Source organism: Pseudoruegeria sp. HB172150, assembly GCF_013184805.1.
GTDB lineage: Bacteria > Pseudomonadota > Alphaproteobacteria > Rhodobacterales > Rhodobacteraceae > Psychromarinibacter.
In genome coordinates, this window is sequence record NZ_JAATNG010000007.1 from 47,574 (window position 1) to 62,480 (window position 14,907).

17 protein-coding genes are annotated in these 14,907 nt (G+C 63.4%); 9 read left to right on the forward strand and 8 right to left on the reverse strand.

Annotation, left to right across the window (positions count from 1 at the left end; translation table 11 throughout):
- Positions 1 to 29: 29 nt before the first annotated feature.
- The 5 genes from groL to HCO70_RS22105 form a co-directional block, all read right to left on the reverse strand.
- Entirely contained in the window at positions 30 to 1,670 is a 1,641-nt protein-coding gene (groL, locus tag HCO70_RS22085) for a chaperonin GroEL (RefSeq protein ID WP_172300070.1), read from the reverse strand.
- A gap of 66 nt (positions 1,671 to 1,736) precedes the next feature.
- Entirely contained in the window at positions 1,737 to 2,024 is a 288-nt protein-coding gene (groES, locus tag HCO70_RS22090; RefSeq protein WP_172300071.1) for a co-chaperone GroES, read from the reverse strand.
- A gap of 117 nt (positions 2,025 to 2,141) precedes the next feature.
- Entirely contained in the window at positions 2,142 to 2,285 is a 144-nt protein-coding gene (locus HCO70_RS24690) for a hypothetical protein (RefSeq protein WP_216665577.1), read from the reverse strand.
- A gap of 107 nt (positions 2,286 to 2,392) precedes the next feature.
- Positions 2,393 to 2,989 carry a DUF2953 domain-containing protein gene (locus HCO70_RS22100; RefSeq protein ID WP_172300073.1) on the reverse strand — a complete coding sequence of 199 codons (597 nt, stop codon included), beginning with the start codon at positions 2,987 to 2,989 and terminating at the stop codon, positions 2,393 to 2,395.
- Positions 2,986 to 3,342, reverse strand: coding sequence for a GerW family sporulation protein (locus HCO70_RS22105; protein WP_172300074.1), 357 nt, complete (start codon positions 3,340 to 3,342; stop codon positions 2,986 to 2,988). The genes HCO70_RS22100 and HCO70_RS22105 overlap by 4 nt, the downstream gene beginning before the upstream one ends.
- A gap of 151 nt (positions 3,343 to 3,493) precedes the next feature.
- Between HCO70_RS22105 and HCO70_RS22110 the strand changes: the two genes are divergently transcribed.
- Complete coding sequence (locus tag HCO70_RS22110) at positions 3,494 to 4,483, forward strand: TraB/GumN family protein (protein ID WP_172300075.1); 990 nt, start codon at positions 3,494 to 3,496, stop codon at positions 4,481 to 4,483.
- Positions 4,484 to 4,486: 3 nt separating this feature from the next.
- Here HCO70_RS22110 and HCO70_RS22115 read toward each other — a convergent pair whose 3' ends face one another.
- The gene (locus HCO70_RS22115; protein WP_172300076.1) at positions 4,487 to 5,797 is read right to left on the reverse strand and encodes a Hint domain-containing protein; all 1,311 of its coding nucleotides are present in this window, start codon (positions 5,795 to 5,797) and stop codon (positions 4,487 to 4,489) included.
- Positions 5,798 to 5,944: 147 nt separating this feature from the next.
- Positions 5,945 to 6,616 (reverse strand): DUF2161 domain-containing phosphodiesterase, encoded by a 672-nt coding sequence (locus tag HCO70_RS22120; protein WP_371742321.1) that lies wholly within the window; start codon positions 6,614 to 6,616, stop codon positions 5,945 to 5,947.
- A gap of 117 nt (positions 6,617 to 6,733) precedes the next feature.
- Here HCO70_RS22120 and HCO70_RS22125 point away from each other — a divergent pair, with 117 nt between their 5' ends.
- The 7 genes from HCO70_RS22125 (at position 6,734) to HCO70_RS22155 (ending at position 12,405) form a co-directional block, all read left to right on the forward strand.
- On the forward strand, positions 6,734 to 7,654 hold the full coding sequence (locus HCO70_RS22125) for a manganese-dependent inorganic pyrophosphatase (RefSeq protein WP_172300078.1): 921 nt from the start codon (positions 6,734 to 6,736) through the stop codon (positions 7,652 to 7,654).
- A gap of 49 nt (positions 7,655 to 7,703) precedes the next feature.
- On the forward strand, positions 7,704 to 8,444 hold the full coding sequence (locus HCO70_RS22130) for a gamma-glutamylcyclotransferase (protein ID WP_172300079.1): 741 nt from the start codon (positions 7,704 to 7,706) through the stop codon (positions 8,442 to 8,444).
- 242 nt (positions 8,445 to 8,686) lie between these two features.
- Entirely contained in the window at positions 8,687 to 9,370 is a 684-nt protein-coding gene (locus HCO70_RS22135; RefSeq protein ID WP_172300080.1) for a YafY family protein, read from the forward strand.
- A 67-nt stretch (positions 9,371 to 9,437) separates the two neighbouring features.
- Positions 9,438 to 10,310, forward strand: a complete 873-nt coding sequence (locus HCO70_RS22140; protein WP_172300081.1) for a TIGR01459 family HAD-type hydrolase — start codon at positions 9,438 to 9,440, stop codon at positions 10,308 to 10,310.
- Between the two features lie 123 nt (positions 10,311 to 10,433).
- Complete coding sequence (locus HCO70_RS22145) at positions 10,434 to 10,877, forward strand: MaoC family dehydratase (RefSeq protein ID WP_172300082.1); 444 nt, start codon at positions 10,434 to 10,436, stop codon at positions 10,875 to 10,877.
- Positions 10,878 to 10,996: 119 nt separating this feature from the next.
- Positions 10,997 to 11,938 (forward strand): bifunctional riboflavin kinase/FAD synthetase, encoded by a 942-nt coding sequence (locus tag HCO70_RS22150; RefSeq protein WP_172300083.1) that lies wholly within the window; start codon positions 10,997 to 10,999, stop codon positions 11,936 to 11,938.
- Positions 11,935 to 12,405, forward strand: coding sequence for a YcgN family cysteine cluster protein (locus HCO70_RS22155; RefSeq protein WP_172300084.1), 471 nt, complete (start codon positions 11,935 to 11,937; stop codon positions 12,403 to 12,405). Before HCO70_RS22150 ends, HCO70_RS22155 begins: the two co-directional genes overlap by 4 nt.
- A 125-nt stretch (positions 12,406 to 12,530) precedes the next feature.
- Here the strand turns inward: HCO70_RS22155 and HCO70_RS22160 are convergent, their stop codons facing one another.
- The gene (locus HCO70_RS22160; protein WP_253913432.1) at positions 12,531 to 13,490 is read right to left on the reverse strand and encodes a PotD/PotF family extracellular solute-binding protein; all 960 of its coding nucleotides are present in this window, start codon (positions 13,488 to 13,490) and stop codon (positions 12,531 to 12,533) included.
- A 363-nt stretch (positions 13,491 to 13,853) separates the two neighbouring features.
- Between HCO70_RS22160 and HCO70_RS22165 the strand changes: the two genes are divergently transcribed.
- Positions 13,854 to 14,903 (forward strand): low specificity L-threonine aldolase, encoded by a 1,050-nt coding sequence (locus tag HCO70_RS22165; protein ID WP_172300086.1) that lies wholly within the window; start codon positions 13,854 to 13,856, stop codon positions 14,901 to 14,903.
- Positions 14,904 to 14,907 lie beyond the last annotated feature (4 nt).

Sequence of the window (14,907 nt, forward strand, 5' to 3'; positions counted from 1 at the left end):
CCCTTTCCCTGTCTGACTGGCAGAGCAGCTTACATCATGCCGCCCATGCCGCCCATGTCGGGCATGCCGCCACCGGCGGGTGCTTCTTTCTGCGGCTTGTCGGCCACCATCGCTTCGGTGGTGATCAGCAGGCCGGCAACCGAAGCAGCGTCTTCCAGCGCGGTGCGGACGACCTTCGCCGGGTCGATCACGCCGAACTTGAACATGTCGCCATATTCTTCGGTCTGAGCGTTGAAGCCGAACTTCAGGTCGTCGGATTCGCGGATCTTGCCCGCAACCACCGAGCCGTCGACGCCGGAGTTCTCGGCGATCTGGCGCAGCGGAGCTTCCAGCGCGCGGCGCACGATGGCGATACCGGCGTTCTGGTCGCCGTTCTCGCCGGTCAGGCCTTCGAGAACCTTGGCGCCTTGAACCAGGGCGACGCCGCCGCCGACCACGATGCCTTCCTGAACGGCGGCACGAGTGGCGTTCAGCGCGTCGTCGACGCGGTCCTTACGCTCTTTCACTTCGACTTCGGTCATGCCGCCGACGCGGATGACGGCAACGCCGCCGGCCAGCTTGGCAACACGTTCCTGCAGCTTCTCGCGGTCGTAGTCCGAGGTGGTTTCCTCGATCTGCTGGCGGATCTGCGAAACGCGGGCTTCGATTTCTGCCTTGTCGCCAGCACCGTCGACGATGGTCGTTTCGTCCTTGGTGATCGAGACGCGCTTGGCCGAACCCAGCATGTCGATGGTCACGTTCTCGAGCTTCATGCCGAGATCTTCCGAGATCACCTGGCCGCCGGTCAGGATCGCGATGTCCTGCAGCATGGCCTTGCGGCGATCGCCGAAGCCCGGAGCCTTGACGGCAGCGATCTTCAGGCCGCCGCGCAGCTTGTTGACCACGAGGGTGGCCAGCGCTTCGCCTTCGACGTCTTCCGCGATGATCAGCAGCGGCTTCTGCGACTGGATCACGGACTCGAGCAGCGGAACCATCGGCTGCAGCGACGAGAGTTTCTTCTCGTGCAGCAGGATGACAGCGTCTTCCAGCTCGGCGGTCATCTTGTCCGGGTTGGTCACGAAGTAGGGCGACAGGTAGCCGCGGTCGAACTGCATGCCTTCGACGACCTCGGTCTCGGTCTCCAGGCCCTTGTTCTCTTCCACGGTGATGACGCCGTCGTTGCCGACTTTCTGCATCGCGTCGGCGATCTGGCGGCCGATTTCGGTTTCGCCGTTGGCCGAGATGGTGCCGACCTGAGCGACTTCAGCCGAGTCGTTCACTTCGCGGGCAGCGTTCTTGATGTGCTCGACGACTTTGGCGGTGGCCATGTCGATGCCGCGCTTCAGATCCATCGGGTTCATGCCGGCGGCAACCGACTTCATGCCTTCGCGTACGATGGCCTGGGCCAGAACGGTGGCGGTGGTGGTGCCGTCGCCAGCCTCGTCGTTGGTGCGGGAAGCGACTTCCTTCACCATCTGGGCGCCCATGTTCTCGAACTTGTCTTCCAGTTCGATTTCCTTCGCGACGGTCACACCGTCCTTGGTGATGCGCGGAGCGCCGAAGGATTTCTCGATGACCACGTTGCGGCCTTTCGGGCCCAGGGTCACTTTCACCGCATCGGCCAGGATGTTCACACCCTTGAGCATGCGGTTGCGGGCGTCGGTGTCGAACTTGACGTCCTTAGCAGCCATATCTGCTTCTCCTATCGAATTCGTTTAGCCATGAGACGGGCCGGGGCCCGCCGCTCAGCGACAAGCTCAGGCGATGATGCCCAGGATGTCGCTTTCCTTCATGATCAGCAGCTCTTCGCCATCCAGCGAGATCTCTGTACCCGACCATTTGCCGAACAGGATCTTGTCGCCAGCCTTGACGTCCATCGCGATGCGATCGCCTTCGTCGTCCTTGGCGCCGGCGCCCACGGCGACAACTTCGCCTTCGGCCGGTTTTTCCTTCGCGCTGTCGGGGATGATCAGACCGCCTTTGGTCTTCTCGTCGGACTCCACGCGGCGGACCAGCACACGGTCATGCAACGGAGTGAAAGCCATTTCTGAACGCTCCTTGGTTCATTGTTCTCCCAGCGTTAGCACTCACCTCCGTCGAGTGCTAACGAGGCGGATGTAGGGAAAGCCGTTCAGCGAGTCAACAGGTCGTGACCGGGTTTTTCAGCGTTTCGCGGCCGTTTCGAACCGCGCCCACGCGCCGGGACAAAGCGCCTCGATATCTGTCCGGCTCAGGGCCGCACCGTCAGGCGAGAATGCCCGCATTTCCTCGCCGGAGCGGACAAGAACCGCGACGGGTCGTTTCATCGCCGCGAGAACTGCTGCCCTTTGAAACCCTTGAAAGGACACACGCGCCTCGCAAATCGCGGCGACCGCTGCATCGCCGGTTCGTACCAGGGTGTCAAGCCGAACGCTCATCGCCGTGGTCCAAACACCGCCCAACCGAACTTCAGTGCTGGAACCAACAGCCGGAAAGGTATCGCCGCAACTGTCACATCCACGCGCCCTTCCAGGCATGCCCGATCGAACACCGGCTCCACGCTCACATGATTGTCCTGCCCGAACAGCATGCCGGATCCGTATGCGACCGGAGCAACCAGCCCATAGATCTGCCCCGTCTCTGCCGGATCACCCAGCCCGAAACGGCAATCGAGGTCACAACGCTCGATCTTCATCCGACGTAGTAACCCACCCAACAGCCGCGGTGCCGCTCTCAGCACGCGCATGCCGCGATCGGACTTTTTCCCAATGGCGGTTCGCTTCTTCGGTTGCGATTGCGAAAGTGCCTCACTTGAGGCCGAAACCTCGGTTTTAACCCGCTGCCGACGCTGTGCGCTGTTGAAAACCGAGAAATTAGGCAAAGCTCCACCGAACAGGCCAAGTTCCATGCGCGCCCAAAGCTCCGGTTCCGACTGGGCGAGCAGACGCAGGCGGACGGGCAGTGCCAGCACCAAGATCACCGCCAGAACAACCGCCAGCAGGAGCCACAGCAGCCCCTGCAATACGATCATTCGTCCGACTTCTCGCTCGACGACTTATCCATCGCCTTCGACGCGACACCGCCGATCACCTCCGCGAGGTTGCTCACCGCACCCTTCACTGCTTCGACCCGGGCGCCGTCGCCATCGATGATGATCGCACCCAGCGGTTTGATGCCGCCACCGCCCGCCGTGCCTCCGCCGGTACCGGCCTTGGCACCCTCGCCGCCGGTACCACCCCCGGCGCCGAATCCGAACCCGTAGCTGACCAGCGGAATGACCGTCGCTCCGTCTTTCTCGATCGGGGCACCCAGAACGTTCTTGGCGTTGAGTAGGCGTTCCAGTTCTTCCACGGTACCTTTCAGCAGTCGCTCCACGTCTTCCATGTCACCCTCCTCGGTGATGGCATTCGCGCGATGGCAGGACGTTAACCGATTCTCGTGACACCCGCTTTGATCCGCGTCACGCTTGCCCCGGATGCCGCCTTGCACATGCCAGCGGCGCCCTTACCTTGAGGGGAGTCAATAGAGGACCCTCATGCGCCGCCTGCTTGTCTGCCTTCTGATCCTGCTTGCCGGCCCCGCCGCCGCGCAATGCACCGGCACCGACCTCATCGCCGCGATGCCCGAAGACGAACGCCTTGCGATGGAACAGGAAGCGGCGGCGCAGCCTTACTCCGAAGGCATCCTCTGGCGCGCCGCGAAGGACGGCCGCTCCATCCATCTCGTCGGCACGATGCACACCTACGATTCGCGCCACCAGGCCACGCTCGACCGCATCGCGCCCTTTCTTGAAAACGCCAAGACAGTGTTGATGGAGCTGGGCGAAGGCGACGAAGCTCGCCTGCAGCGGATGATCGCAGAAACGCCCGATCTGGCCTTCATCACCGAGGGCCCGACCCTGCCAGAGCTACTGTCCAAGGAAGACTGGGACGCATTGCGAGTAGCCATGTCGGACCGAGGCATCCCCGGCTTCCTCGCCGCGAAGATGAAACCGTGGATGGCGATGGCCAACCTGTCGATCTCGAAATGCATGTTTCAGGATCTGCTCGCCGGCCGCCGCGGGCTGGACGCGCAGCTGATGGAACGCGCCGCGGAACTTGGCCGTCCCGCCGTCGCGCTGGAACCGCTGGACACCGCACTGAAGCTCTTCGGCGCATATTCCGAAGAGGAACAACTCGACCTCCTGCGCCTCGCCCTAGCCCAGCAGGATGCCGAGGATGCCTCATATGACGTAACCGTCGCCGAAGCCTATTTCCGCGAAGATGTCCTGCAGATCTGGCTCTGGTCGCTGAAGCTGATGGAAGAGCTTACGCCCCTGCCGCCGGAGGAAATGGACACCCAGATCGCCCTGTTTGAAGACCTGCTGCTGACCGCCCGCAACCGCGCATGGATCGACGAAATCCTGACAGCCGAAGGCGACACACTGGTCGCCGTTGGCGCAATGCACCTGCCGGGAGATGAAGGCGTGCTGAACCTGCTGGAACAGGAAGGTTTCGAGATCACGCGCCTGCCGCTGACGCAGTAGCCCTCAGGCCGCGCGGACCCGCTTGTCGGGATCACCAACACCCAGAGCATGCCCGTTGAACCGCTGCAGATGCTTGCGCAGCAGCAGCCGGCGCACGCGCTTCTTTATCGCCGGCATATGCCCGCCCGAGATCATGCGCTGCAGAACCGGATCGGCTGCCAGCGCCTCCTCGCCGGTGAACACGGTTTCGGTCCAGACCCCTTCGGCGCGGACCAGATGATGGCGGTCCATCAGCAGGTGAATATAGCTGACCGGCGCATCCACTAGTTCCACGAGCGTCGCGCACCCGATCTCCTCGGCGATATGCCGGGCTCGGACGAGTACCTCGCCCTTGCCATTGGGTCGGCCGTCCCAGGCCAGGAAAGCATGCTGCAGCGACACCTGCATCGGCCGCCGCGGCAGCCCCTCGCCAAACGCGCTCGCCGCGATCGCCACTGGCCGCAGCGTCGCATGCTCTGCAAGAGCCTCTACCGGAACCCGGTTTCGCAACACCGCCCGAAGCGGCTGCGCCCCCGCGTCGTATGTCAGAACCAGATCGCCGGGTTTCAGTGTCTCAACAGCGCGCGGACCCTGCGGCGTGTCGACCATCGTGCCTTCGGTCAGACAGATCGGTGACGGATAGGGATCCGTCGGCATCGGTCCATCGTCTTCTTCGGTGATGACCTGCTCGGTAAGTTCCTCGACCGATATCCCGGAATCCCAGTAGTACTGGAAATTGATCGTCAGACTGGAATCGGCCACTCCCTTGAGGGTTAGCACCCAGATTTTCGGATCGTCGGTCGGTGTAAGGATCACATCGTCCAGTGAAGCGCCGCGGATATATATCTTGTCATCCGCCGGGCTGAATCCGTCCACCGTATCGTTCCCGCTGTCGGCGCCGAAAACGATAGTATCCTGGCCGCCCTCGTAACCGCCCTCAAGGATCAGGTCGTCGCCGGCGCCACCATCGATGTAGTCGGAATCGGAGCCGCCGAACAGCGTATCGTTGCCAGCGCCACCAAAGAGCGAGTCACTCTGCGAGCCGCCTTCCAGGTAATCGTCGCCGTCGCCGCCGGACAGCACGTCGTCTTCGCTGCCGCCCTTGAGTGTGTCGTTCCCGGCACCGCCGGACAGAGTGTCCTTTTGCGATCCGCCATCAAGGCTGTCGTCGCCCTCGCCGCCGAACAGCTGATCCTCGCCGGAATCGCCCGACAGCGTATCGTTGCCGGCGCCGCCGTCGATCGTATCGTCACCGGACTTCCCGGAAATGCTGTCGTCGTCCGACGTACCGGTCAGAGAATCGTCTTTCCAGTCGCCATCTTTCTTGTTCGGCATGTTTGCTCAGCCCTGCGGCGCGGTTGATCTTCGGTTGGTAATTGGATGCGCGGCTCCGTCGCATGATAAGTTAACGCCTGTTTGGGGCGAAATTACAGCAATGCGCTCGCATCTTCGTGATATCGCTGCGCCATTGCGACGCAGCGGTCATCCTGCCGGCAGTTTGCCTGCATATGCGGAGACACCGCGCCGCCCCGCCTCCGTCAGCGCGTAGACGCCGCGCTCGACCCGTTCGAACCACCCATAGTGGTCGTCCGCCATGATTCGCGTTGCGCGGCCGACGCCCGTCGCCTTGGCCACCGCCGCACCCCGGCTTGGCCCTTGATCCGACAGATATCCCGCGATCCGTACGGCGTCCTGCCGGTACGCCGTCACCAGCCCGGCCACCGTTGCGCCGCCCGTCGCCGGATCACCCTGACGCCGCGCGAATTCCCGCAACAATCGCCCTTGTCGAGCCTTCGACTTCCGCGGAGCGTAGGGGCCCGGATCGCACAGCACTTCCACCAGCCCGTCCGACAGCCGCACCTGGATCACGCCCAGCCCCAGCCTCCGGCACAGCTTCACGTTCTCCTTCATTGCCGCCGCATGCGCCCGCCCCGCGCGGCGCGGCACGCATAGATAAACCGCATCCGTCACCGCCAGCCGCGCCACGCCCTGCCGCAGCAGCGCCAGCGAGAACCCGGTTTTCAGCTCGACGATCACCGGCAGGTCACCATCGCGGCAGGCCACGACATCCGCGCCCGCTACCTCGCCCTTCACCTCGTATCCCTGCCCTTCGAGGAACGCCTTCACCGGCGGGTAGAGATCGGTTTCCTTCATCGCACCCATGCGTCACATGAACCCGTCCCGCGCCCCGTGACAAGCCGTCCGCATCCCCCTATAGAGGCCCGCGAAATCCTGCCCTTTTTTCAACGCCAATCCAGACGGACCCGCGATATGACCATCAAAGTTTTCGGCCACAAATCCCCCGACACCGATTCTACAGGCTCACCGCTGATCTGGGCCTGGTACCTGACCGAGCACCGTAACCAGCCCGCCGAGGCGAAACTGCTTGGCGAACCCAACACCGAGGCCGCCTTCGTGCTGGAACGCTGGGGCTTTAAGAAGCCCGAGATCATCTCCGGCGTCGACGCCGGCGAGCAGGTCGTCATCGTCGACACCAACAACCCCGCCGAACTGCCGGACGCGATCAACGACGCCGACATCCTGCAGATCATCGACCACCACAAGCTGACCGGCGGGCTCGAAACCAAGGGGCCGATCGACATCACGATCAAGCCGCTCGCCTGCACCGCGACCATCATGCACAACCTGATGGGCCCGAACGCCGACAAGATGCCCGAGAACATCAAAGGCGCGATGCTGTCCTGCATCCTCTCCGACACGCTGGAATTCCGGTCGCCCACCACCACCGATCAGGACAAGGAACTGGCAGAGGAACTGGCCGCCGATCTCGGCCTGTCGATCCCCGATTACGCCGCCGAAATGTTCGCCGCCAAATCCGACGTTTCCGCCTTCTCCGATGCCGAACTGATCCGCATGGATTCCAAGGAATACGAGGTAGGCGGCAAGAAGTTCCGCGTCTCGGTTCTGGAAACCACCGCCCCGGATATCCCGCTCGACCGCAAGGCCAGCCTGATGGCCTCGATGACCGATGTCGCGAAAGAGGACGGCGTGGATGAGGTCCTGCTGTTTGTCGTCGACATCCTGAAGGAAGAAGCCACGCTGCTGGTCCCGAACGACACGGTCAAGACCGTCGCCGAGAAGAGCTTCGGCGCCTCGGTGTCCGGTGACAGCGTTGTCCTGCCGGGCATCATGTCCCGCAAGAAACAGATCATTCCGGCACTGACGCTGTAATGCTTCCCGGGCGGGGTATCGTACTCCCGCCCGTTCCCCCGGGGACCCGATGACAGACGATCCGTTCCGCCACCATCCGGGTCTCCGCGGCAAGATCACCGACCCGCACAAGTCCTTCTTCCGCACCTTCCAGCCTGCGGATATCGACGCCCACATGGCGGCCCAGGGCATTGGCCCCGACTGGCGCTATACCGACGAGACGCGCGAAGCCTTTCGTAACGCTGCCCTCGAGGGCCGCCGCGATCAGGATCTCTGGGTCTTCGCCTACGGCTCCCTGATGTGGGATCCGGCCCTTGACTTCGAGGAAGTTCGCCGCGCCCGCGTCACTGGCTACGCGCGACGCTTCATCCTGAAGGACGTGATGGGCGGCCGCGGCACAGCCGAGGTGCCCGGCGTCATGGCCGCGCTCGATACCGGCCCGGGCTGCGACGGCCTCGTTTTCCGCATCGCCGCTGCCCGCCTCGAAGAGGAAACCCGAATCCTCTGGAATCGAGAGCGGCTCTCACCCTGCTATCACGAAACCTTCGTCACCGCGGAAACCGACCAGGGCCGGGTCACCGCGCTCGCCTTCACGGCGGATTATTCGGCCAGGATGATCGTTCCGGACCTGCCGCATGACCTGCAGGTGCAATATGCCGCCACCGGCGCGGGCATTCTGGGCACCAGCCTCGAATACCTCGAAAACCTCGCCGAACATTTCGAGATCATGCGCATCGAGGATCACGACCTCACGCATTTCCTCGCCGAGGTCCACGCCTACCGCGCCGCCAATGGAGGCCCGCCGCTCTAGCCGGCACCACTCCTGTTCTGCACCACCATGTCAAAACGGCCAGTTCCAGGATGGCCAGCGCTCGCACCGCCTGCCCGTTGCCGGATCGCTCCAGCGCCCAAGTTTCAGAATGATCATGTGGATGTGGTCGTAATAGGCCATCTCGCGGCACCTCCTTGCGTTTCCGCGAAAGTGCCGCGACGCTCCTGACAGACTGTTGTCAGGGGATGTCGCTATCCTGTCAGCAGCCGCAGGACCCGATCATGCAACGCGTTACCCGCCTATTCGAAGTCATCCAGATTCTCCGTGCCAGCCCGCGTCCGATCCGCGCCGAGGACCTCGCCGATCAGCTCGAGGTATCGACGCGCACGATCTACCGCGACATCGCCTCGCTGCAGGCGATGGGCACGCCGATCGAAGGCGAGGCGGGCATAGGCTACGTCATGCGCCGCGGCTACGACCTGCCGCCCCTGAACTTCGACGAGGAGGAGCTGGAGGCGCTCCGCGTCGGGCTATCGATGCTCGCCCGTTCCGGAGACAGCGGCCTGCAGCGCGCCGCGCAGCGGATCTGCGACAAGGTCGCCGCGCTGAACGAGCCTGCCGACTGGCTGCAGGTCGCACCCTGGGGCGCGGCTCCCGACGACCCGGCGCAGGGATGTACGCGTATCGCCCTCTATAGGCAGGCGGTGCGCCAGGAACGGAAGCTGCGCATCGTCTACCGCGACGGCGACGGAACCGAGACCACGCGCACGATCCGGCCGATCGGTCTGGTCTACAATCTTGAAAGCGTCATGGTCGCCGCATGGTGCGAGCTGCGCGCCGGGTTTCGCCATTTCCGCACCGACCGGGTGTGGGGATGCGACCTGCTGGACGAGTCCTTCACCGGTCAGGGCGATGCGCTACGCGCGGTCTGGCGCGAAACCAACGGCTGGACCCACGTCGCCTAATCGGCTTTCCGCGCGCCCGCCTTCATGCCATAGGACAGGCGACACGCGGACCCAGCCAAGGCCAGCCATGACCCGGATCATCCACCACCTTTCCGAGATCTCCGATCAGTACGATGCCGTCTTCTGCGACGTCTGGGGCTGTCTGCATAACGGCCGCGAACCCTTCGCCGAGGCTGTCGCCGCGCTGCAGGGTTTCCGCGAACGGGGTGGTGCCGTGGTGCTGGTCACCAACGCCCCCCGTGCCTGGGGCGAAGTCGCGAAACAGCTCGACGGCATTGGCGTACCGCGCGACTGCTGGGATGCCATCGCCACCTCGGGCGACAGCGCGCGCGTGGCGATGTTCCAGGGTGCCGTGGGCGAAAAAGTCTGGTTCATGGGCTACGATCGCGACCTGACGATCTTCGAACCGATGAAGATCGTCGAAAATCCAGTGAACGTCCGGCGCGTGCCGCTGGAGGAAGCCGACGGCATCGTCTGCTGCGGCCCCGAAGATCCCTATGCCGACCCCGCCGTCTATCGTTCGGAGTTCCTGTACGCCAAGACCAAGGGCATGAAGCTGCTGTGCTTCAACCCGGACATCATCGTCGACGTGGGCGACAAGCGGCAATGGTGCGCCGGGGCGCTGGCGCAGCTCTATATCGAGATGGGAGGCGTCAGTCTCTATTTCGGCAAGCCGCATCCGCCGATCTATGACCTTGCCCGCCGCCGTCTCACGGCGCTGGACAAGCCGGTGCCCGACAACCGCATCCTCTGCATCGGCGACGGCATCGCCACCGACGTGGCCGGCGCGATGGGAGAGGACCTGGACGTTCTCTTCGTCACCGGGGGAATCGCCGCCGAGGAAACCAAGACCGAGGAACACCCGAATCCCGACGCGCTGATCGATTATCTGCGCGCGCAGGATTATGCGCCGGCATATTCGATTGGCTTTCTTCGTTAACAGCTTAAGGGCAAGAAAGTTTCAAAAGCTGCAGCGTAATTTGACATAAAATTACTTTTGTGATTGAATATTCCGCACTGCCGCGTTAAATGCTGCAGCGCAACAATCACAGGAACCGGGCCTATGCTCGACACCATTCAGCGCGGCACAATCTTTATCGAGGATCTCGAACTCGGCATGAGCCGCCACCTCGACAAGATCGTCACGGATCGCGACATCCAGATGTTCGCCGAAGTCTCGACAGACCGCAACCCGGTACATCTCGATGACGGTTATGCCGCCGACACCATCTTCGGCGGTCGCATCGCCCATGGCATCCTGACCGCCGGACTTATATCTGCCGTGATTGGTGAACAGCTGCCCGGCCACGGCACCGTTTACCTGAAGCAGTCGCTGACGTTCCTTGCCCCGGTCCGCCCCGGCGACACAGTCCGCGCCGAGGTCACAGTTGCCGCCATCGACTCGACTCGTCGCCGGGTTACCCTCGACTGCCGCTGCAGCGTCGGCAAGACCGCCGTGCTCAAAGGCGAGGCGGTTGTGCTCGCACCTAGCAACAAGCTCGACTGACAAAGGTCAAATCCGGTCAACGGCTTGATTGTCTGCGGCTGCTGGGCGATAGCTCGCCAAAGGGCAGCGGCGCTGCCAGTGCGTAACCAGCCAGGCGGGCTACCGTTTTCCGGGGACCGATGCGAACCTTCACCAACTGGACCGGCCTCAAGCCCGGCGACAAGGGCGCCGCAGCCGCGATCGGCAACTTCGACGGCGTGCATATCGGCCACCAGGCGGTGATCGGACTGACCCGCGAGATCGCCGCGAAATCCGGCGCCCCGCTTGGCCTCGTCACCTTCGAGCCGCACCCGCGAGAGGTCTTCGCGCCCGACGCCCCTCCCTTTCGCCTGATGAGCGCCGAGACCAAGGCGAACCGTCTGGCCAAGCTCGGCATCGACCACCTCTATCAGATCGAGTTCGACCGCGGCCTCGCCGGCCTGTCGCCGGAGGAATTCGCCCGCGCCGTCATCGCCGAAGGGCTTGGCCTGTCGCATGTCGTGGTCGGCCACGACTTCTGCTTCGGCAAGGCCCGCGCCGGAAATGCCGATGATCTGGAACGACTTGGCAGGGAACTGGGCTTCGGCGTGACCATCGCCGACCTCGTCGCCACCGGCGACCAGCGCGTCAGCTCCACCAGCATCCGTCAGGCCCTGACCGACGGCCGCCCGCGCGACGCCGCCGCCATGCTGGGCCACTGGCACCGCATCGACGGTCAGGTGATCCACGGCGAAAAGCGCGGCCGCGAACTGGGCTTCCCCACCGCGAACATGTCCATCGACCGCCTGCATCCGCCGAAGTTCGGCGTCTACGCGGTCAAGGCCGACGTGCTGACCGGCCCTCATGCAGGTACCTATGACGGCGCCGCCAGCATCGGCGTCCGCCCCATGTTCGGCGAGAACCGCGCCAATCTCGAAACCTACCTGTTCGACTTCACCGGCGACCTCTATGGCCATCATCTGTCGATCGCTCTGGTCGACTTCCTGCGTCCCGAACTGAAGTTCGACAGCCTGGACGCGCTGATCGCGCAGATGGGCGAGGATTGCGACAGGGCCCGCGCGATACTAGCTGACATCGCATGAAAGACCCGATCAACCGCGATGGCCTGCGCGACCAGTATTGGGAGCGGGTCCCGCTGAAGAACATGACCCCGCGCGAGTGGGAGGCGCTGTGCGACGGCTGCGGCAAGTGCTGCCTCAACAAGCTCGAGGACCCCGACACGCAGGAGATCGCCTTCACCCGCATCGCCTGCCGCCTGCTGGACGACGAGACCTGCCGCTGCGCGCAATACGAGATCCGCAAACAGTTCGTCCCCGACTGCGTCGTCCTGACCCCGCAGAACATCTCCCAGATCGCCTACTGGATGCCCGAAACCTGCGCCTACCGCCTGCTCTACGAGGGCAAGGCGCTGTACGACTGGCACCCGCTGATCTCCGGCACGCCCGAGACCGTGCACGAGGCAGGCGTGTCGGTGAAGGGATGGACAGTACCCGAGTTCGAGGTGCCGGAAGAAGACTGGGAAGACTACATCATCGAAGAGCCGCGCTGACCGCCCTCAAATCGTAAGCAATTTTCGAACGGTGGACCCAAAGCCAAAGCGGCAATGCAACCAGCTTCCGCGTTCAACTCGGCCTCACCGGAAAACCTTTGGCAGATCTCTTCGCATCCAGTTTCCTACCGCGACGCTTTCAAATCCGACCAAAGCTTTTCGTAGGCTGCATGAACCGTCTCTGACACCGGCTTCACGAACTGCACGCGCGCAATCGTCGCCGGATGGTCCACCAGAATTCGGTTGAAGCTCGTCTCCGGCAAGGCGGCGAGAGCCTTTGCGTTGGACGACACCGGCGCGCCTTCGGCATCCCATTTCACATAGAACTCCGGATCGATCATCCAATCGATGAAAGCTGCCGCCGCATCCTTGTGCCTGGAACCTGCCGGAATCGACAGTCCGTCGAGCCAGCCGATAGCGCCCTCCTCGGGCACAATAAAAGTGACAGGCAACCCCAGGGCCTGCGCATGCGCCACCGAGCCGGACCAATAGGTCGCCACGGCGAGTTCGCCGGCAGACATAGCCCGGTTCCACTCGGTTTCGGACGTCCAGAACATCCCGATCTGGGGCAGAAGCTGTTCCAGCTTCGCTTCGACTGACGCAAGATCGGTGATGTGGTTGATGCTCTGCCCGGTCGCCATCGCCGCGAACTGCACCGCTTCAAGGCCATCGTCGCGGATCGAGACCCGGCCCGTCCACTGCGGATCCCAAAGCACCGACAGCGAGCTCGGCAACTCGGTAAAGTCGTCGGTATTGACCGCGATCGAGGTCAGACCCCAGGTCCAGGGCACTCCGTAAAGTTCACCGCCGGGATTCAAATCGCCATTGTTCGCCAGGGACGGATCGATATCCCCGAAATTCGGGATCTTGGTCGTATCGATCCGAGCGATCAGCCCCTCCTCCTTGGCCTCGGCAGTATAGGCGGAGTTGACGAGGACGACGTCGTACGCATCGGGGCTGTTGCGCAGCTTCGCGAGCATCTCCTCCTCAGAGGTAAAATACTCATGGACAACGGTGTTGCCGGTCCTCGCGGTATAGGCCGCAACGGCCCAGTCCAGATCGGTGCCGTAGTCACGCCAGTTCAAAACCCGGATTTCTTCGGCCGATACAGCTTGCGAAATCAAGAGCAGCGGAAGTACCCCAACCAGACTTCTCAAGGGTTTCTCCTTCTTCCCGGGCTTTCCGAACGTTGCCGGCCTCATCCGTGTGCGCCGCGAGGGGGCCCAAGTATTCTGCTACATATCCGCCTCCGCGTCGAAGCTGCCATCTCACTAACGAAAAACACTTAAACACGCCCGTTTTTCCGCCGCATAGATGCGCTTTCGGTCACCAAGGTTCCAGGCGCGTGGAAACGTCGAAAAGGGCGGCCTCCCCTGGGCGCGGCTCCGATTGCTTTCCCGTCTTCAATATGGTCTCTGACCCGCAACAGCCCAAAGAATGCGCGCCTCATGTACTTCTCCTCCGACAACAGTTCGCCCGCCCATCCCAAGGTTCTGGAAGCCATTTCCAAAGCCAACGAGGGCTACATGCCCTCCTACGGCACCGATCCGATCATGGACGAGGTGCGCGCCCGGATCCGCGAAACCTTCGAGGCGCCGGAGGCCGCCGTCTATCTCGTCGCCACCGGCTCGACCGCCAACGCCCTGTCGCTCGCCTGCTTCTGCCCGCCCTGGGCTACGGTCTTCTGCCATCGCAACGCGCATATCGAGGAAGACGAATGCGGCGCGCCGGAATTCTACACCGGCGGCGCCAAGATGACGCTCGTTGAGGGCCCCCACGCCAAGATGACGCCCGCGAACCTGCGCCGCACCATCGAGTTCACCGGCCGCGGCGGTGTTCACAACGTGCAGCGCGGCATGGTCTCGATCACCAACGTGACCGAGGCCGGCACGGTCTATACCACGGCCGAAGTGGCCGAACTGGCTGGTATCGCCAAGGAATACAAGCTACCCGTCCATCTCGACGGAGCCCGCTTCGCCAATGCCCTCGCCACGTCGAATGCATCGCCCGCCGAAATGACCTGGCGCGCCGGCGTCGACGTGCTCAGCTTCGGCGGCACAAAGAACGGGCTGATCGGGGTCGAGGCGGTCGTGATCTTCGACCCCGCCAAAGCCTGGGAATTCGAGCTTCGCCGCAAACGCGGCGGGCACCTGTTCTCCAAGCACCGCTATCTCTCGGCGCAGATGCTCTCCTATCTCGAGGATAACCTCTGGCTGGATCTAGCCCGCGCCTCCAACCGCGCCGCGCAACGCCTGTCCGACGGTATCCTGAAAATCGGCGGCTCGTCCCTGATCCACCCTGCCGATGCAAATATGGTATTCCCGGCCCTCCCCCGCGCCCTGCACCGCAAGGCGATGGAGGGTGGCGCGAAATACTACATCTGGCCCGGCAACCAGTCTCTGGACGGCCCCGCGGACGAAGCCGTCTCTGCCCGCCTCGTCTGCTCGTGGTGCACGACGGACGAGGATGTCGACGGCTTTCTCGGGCTGATCAGCTAGAACC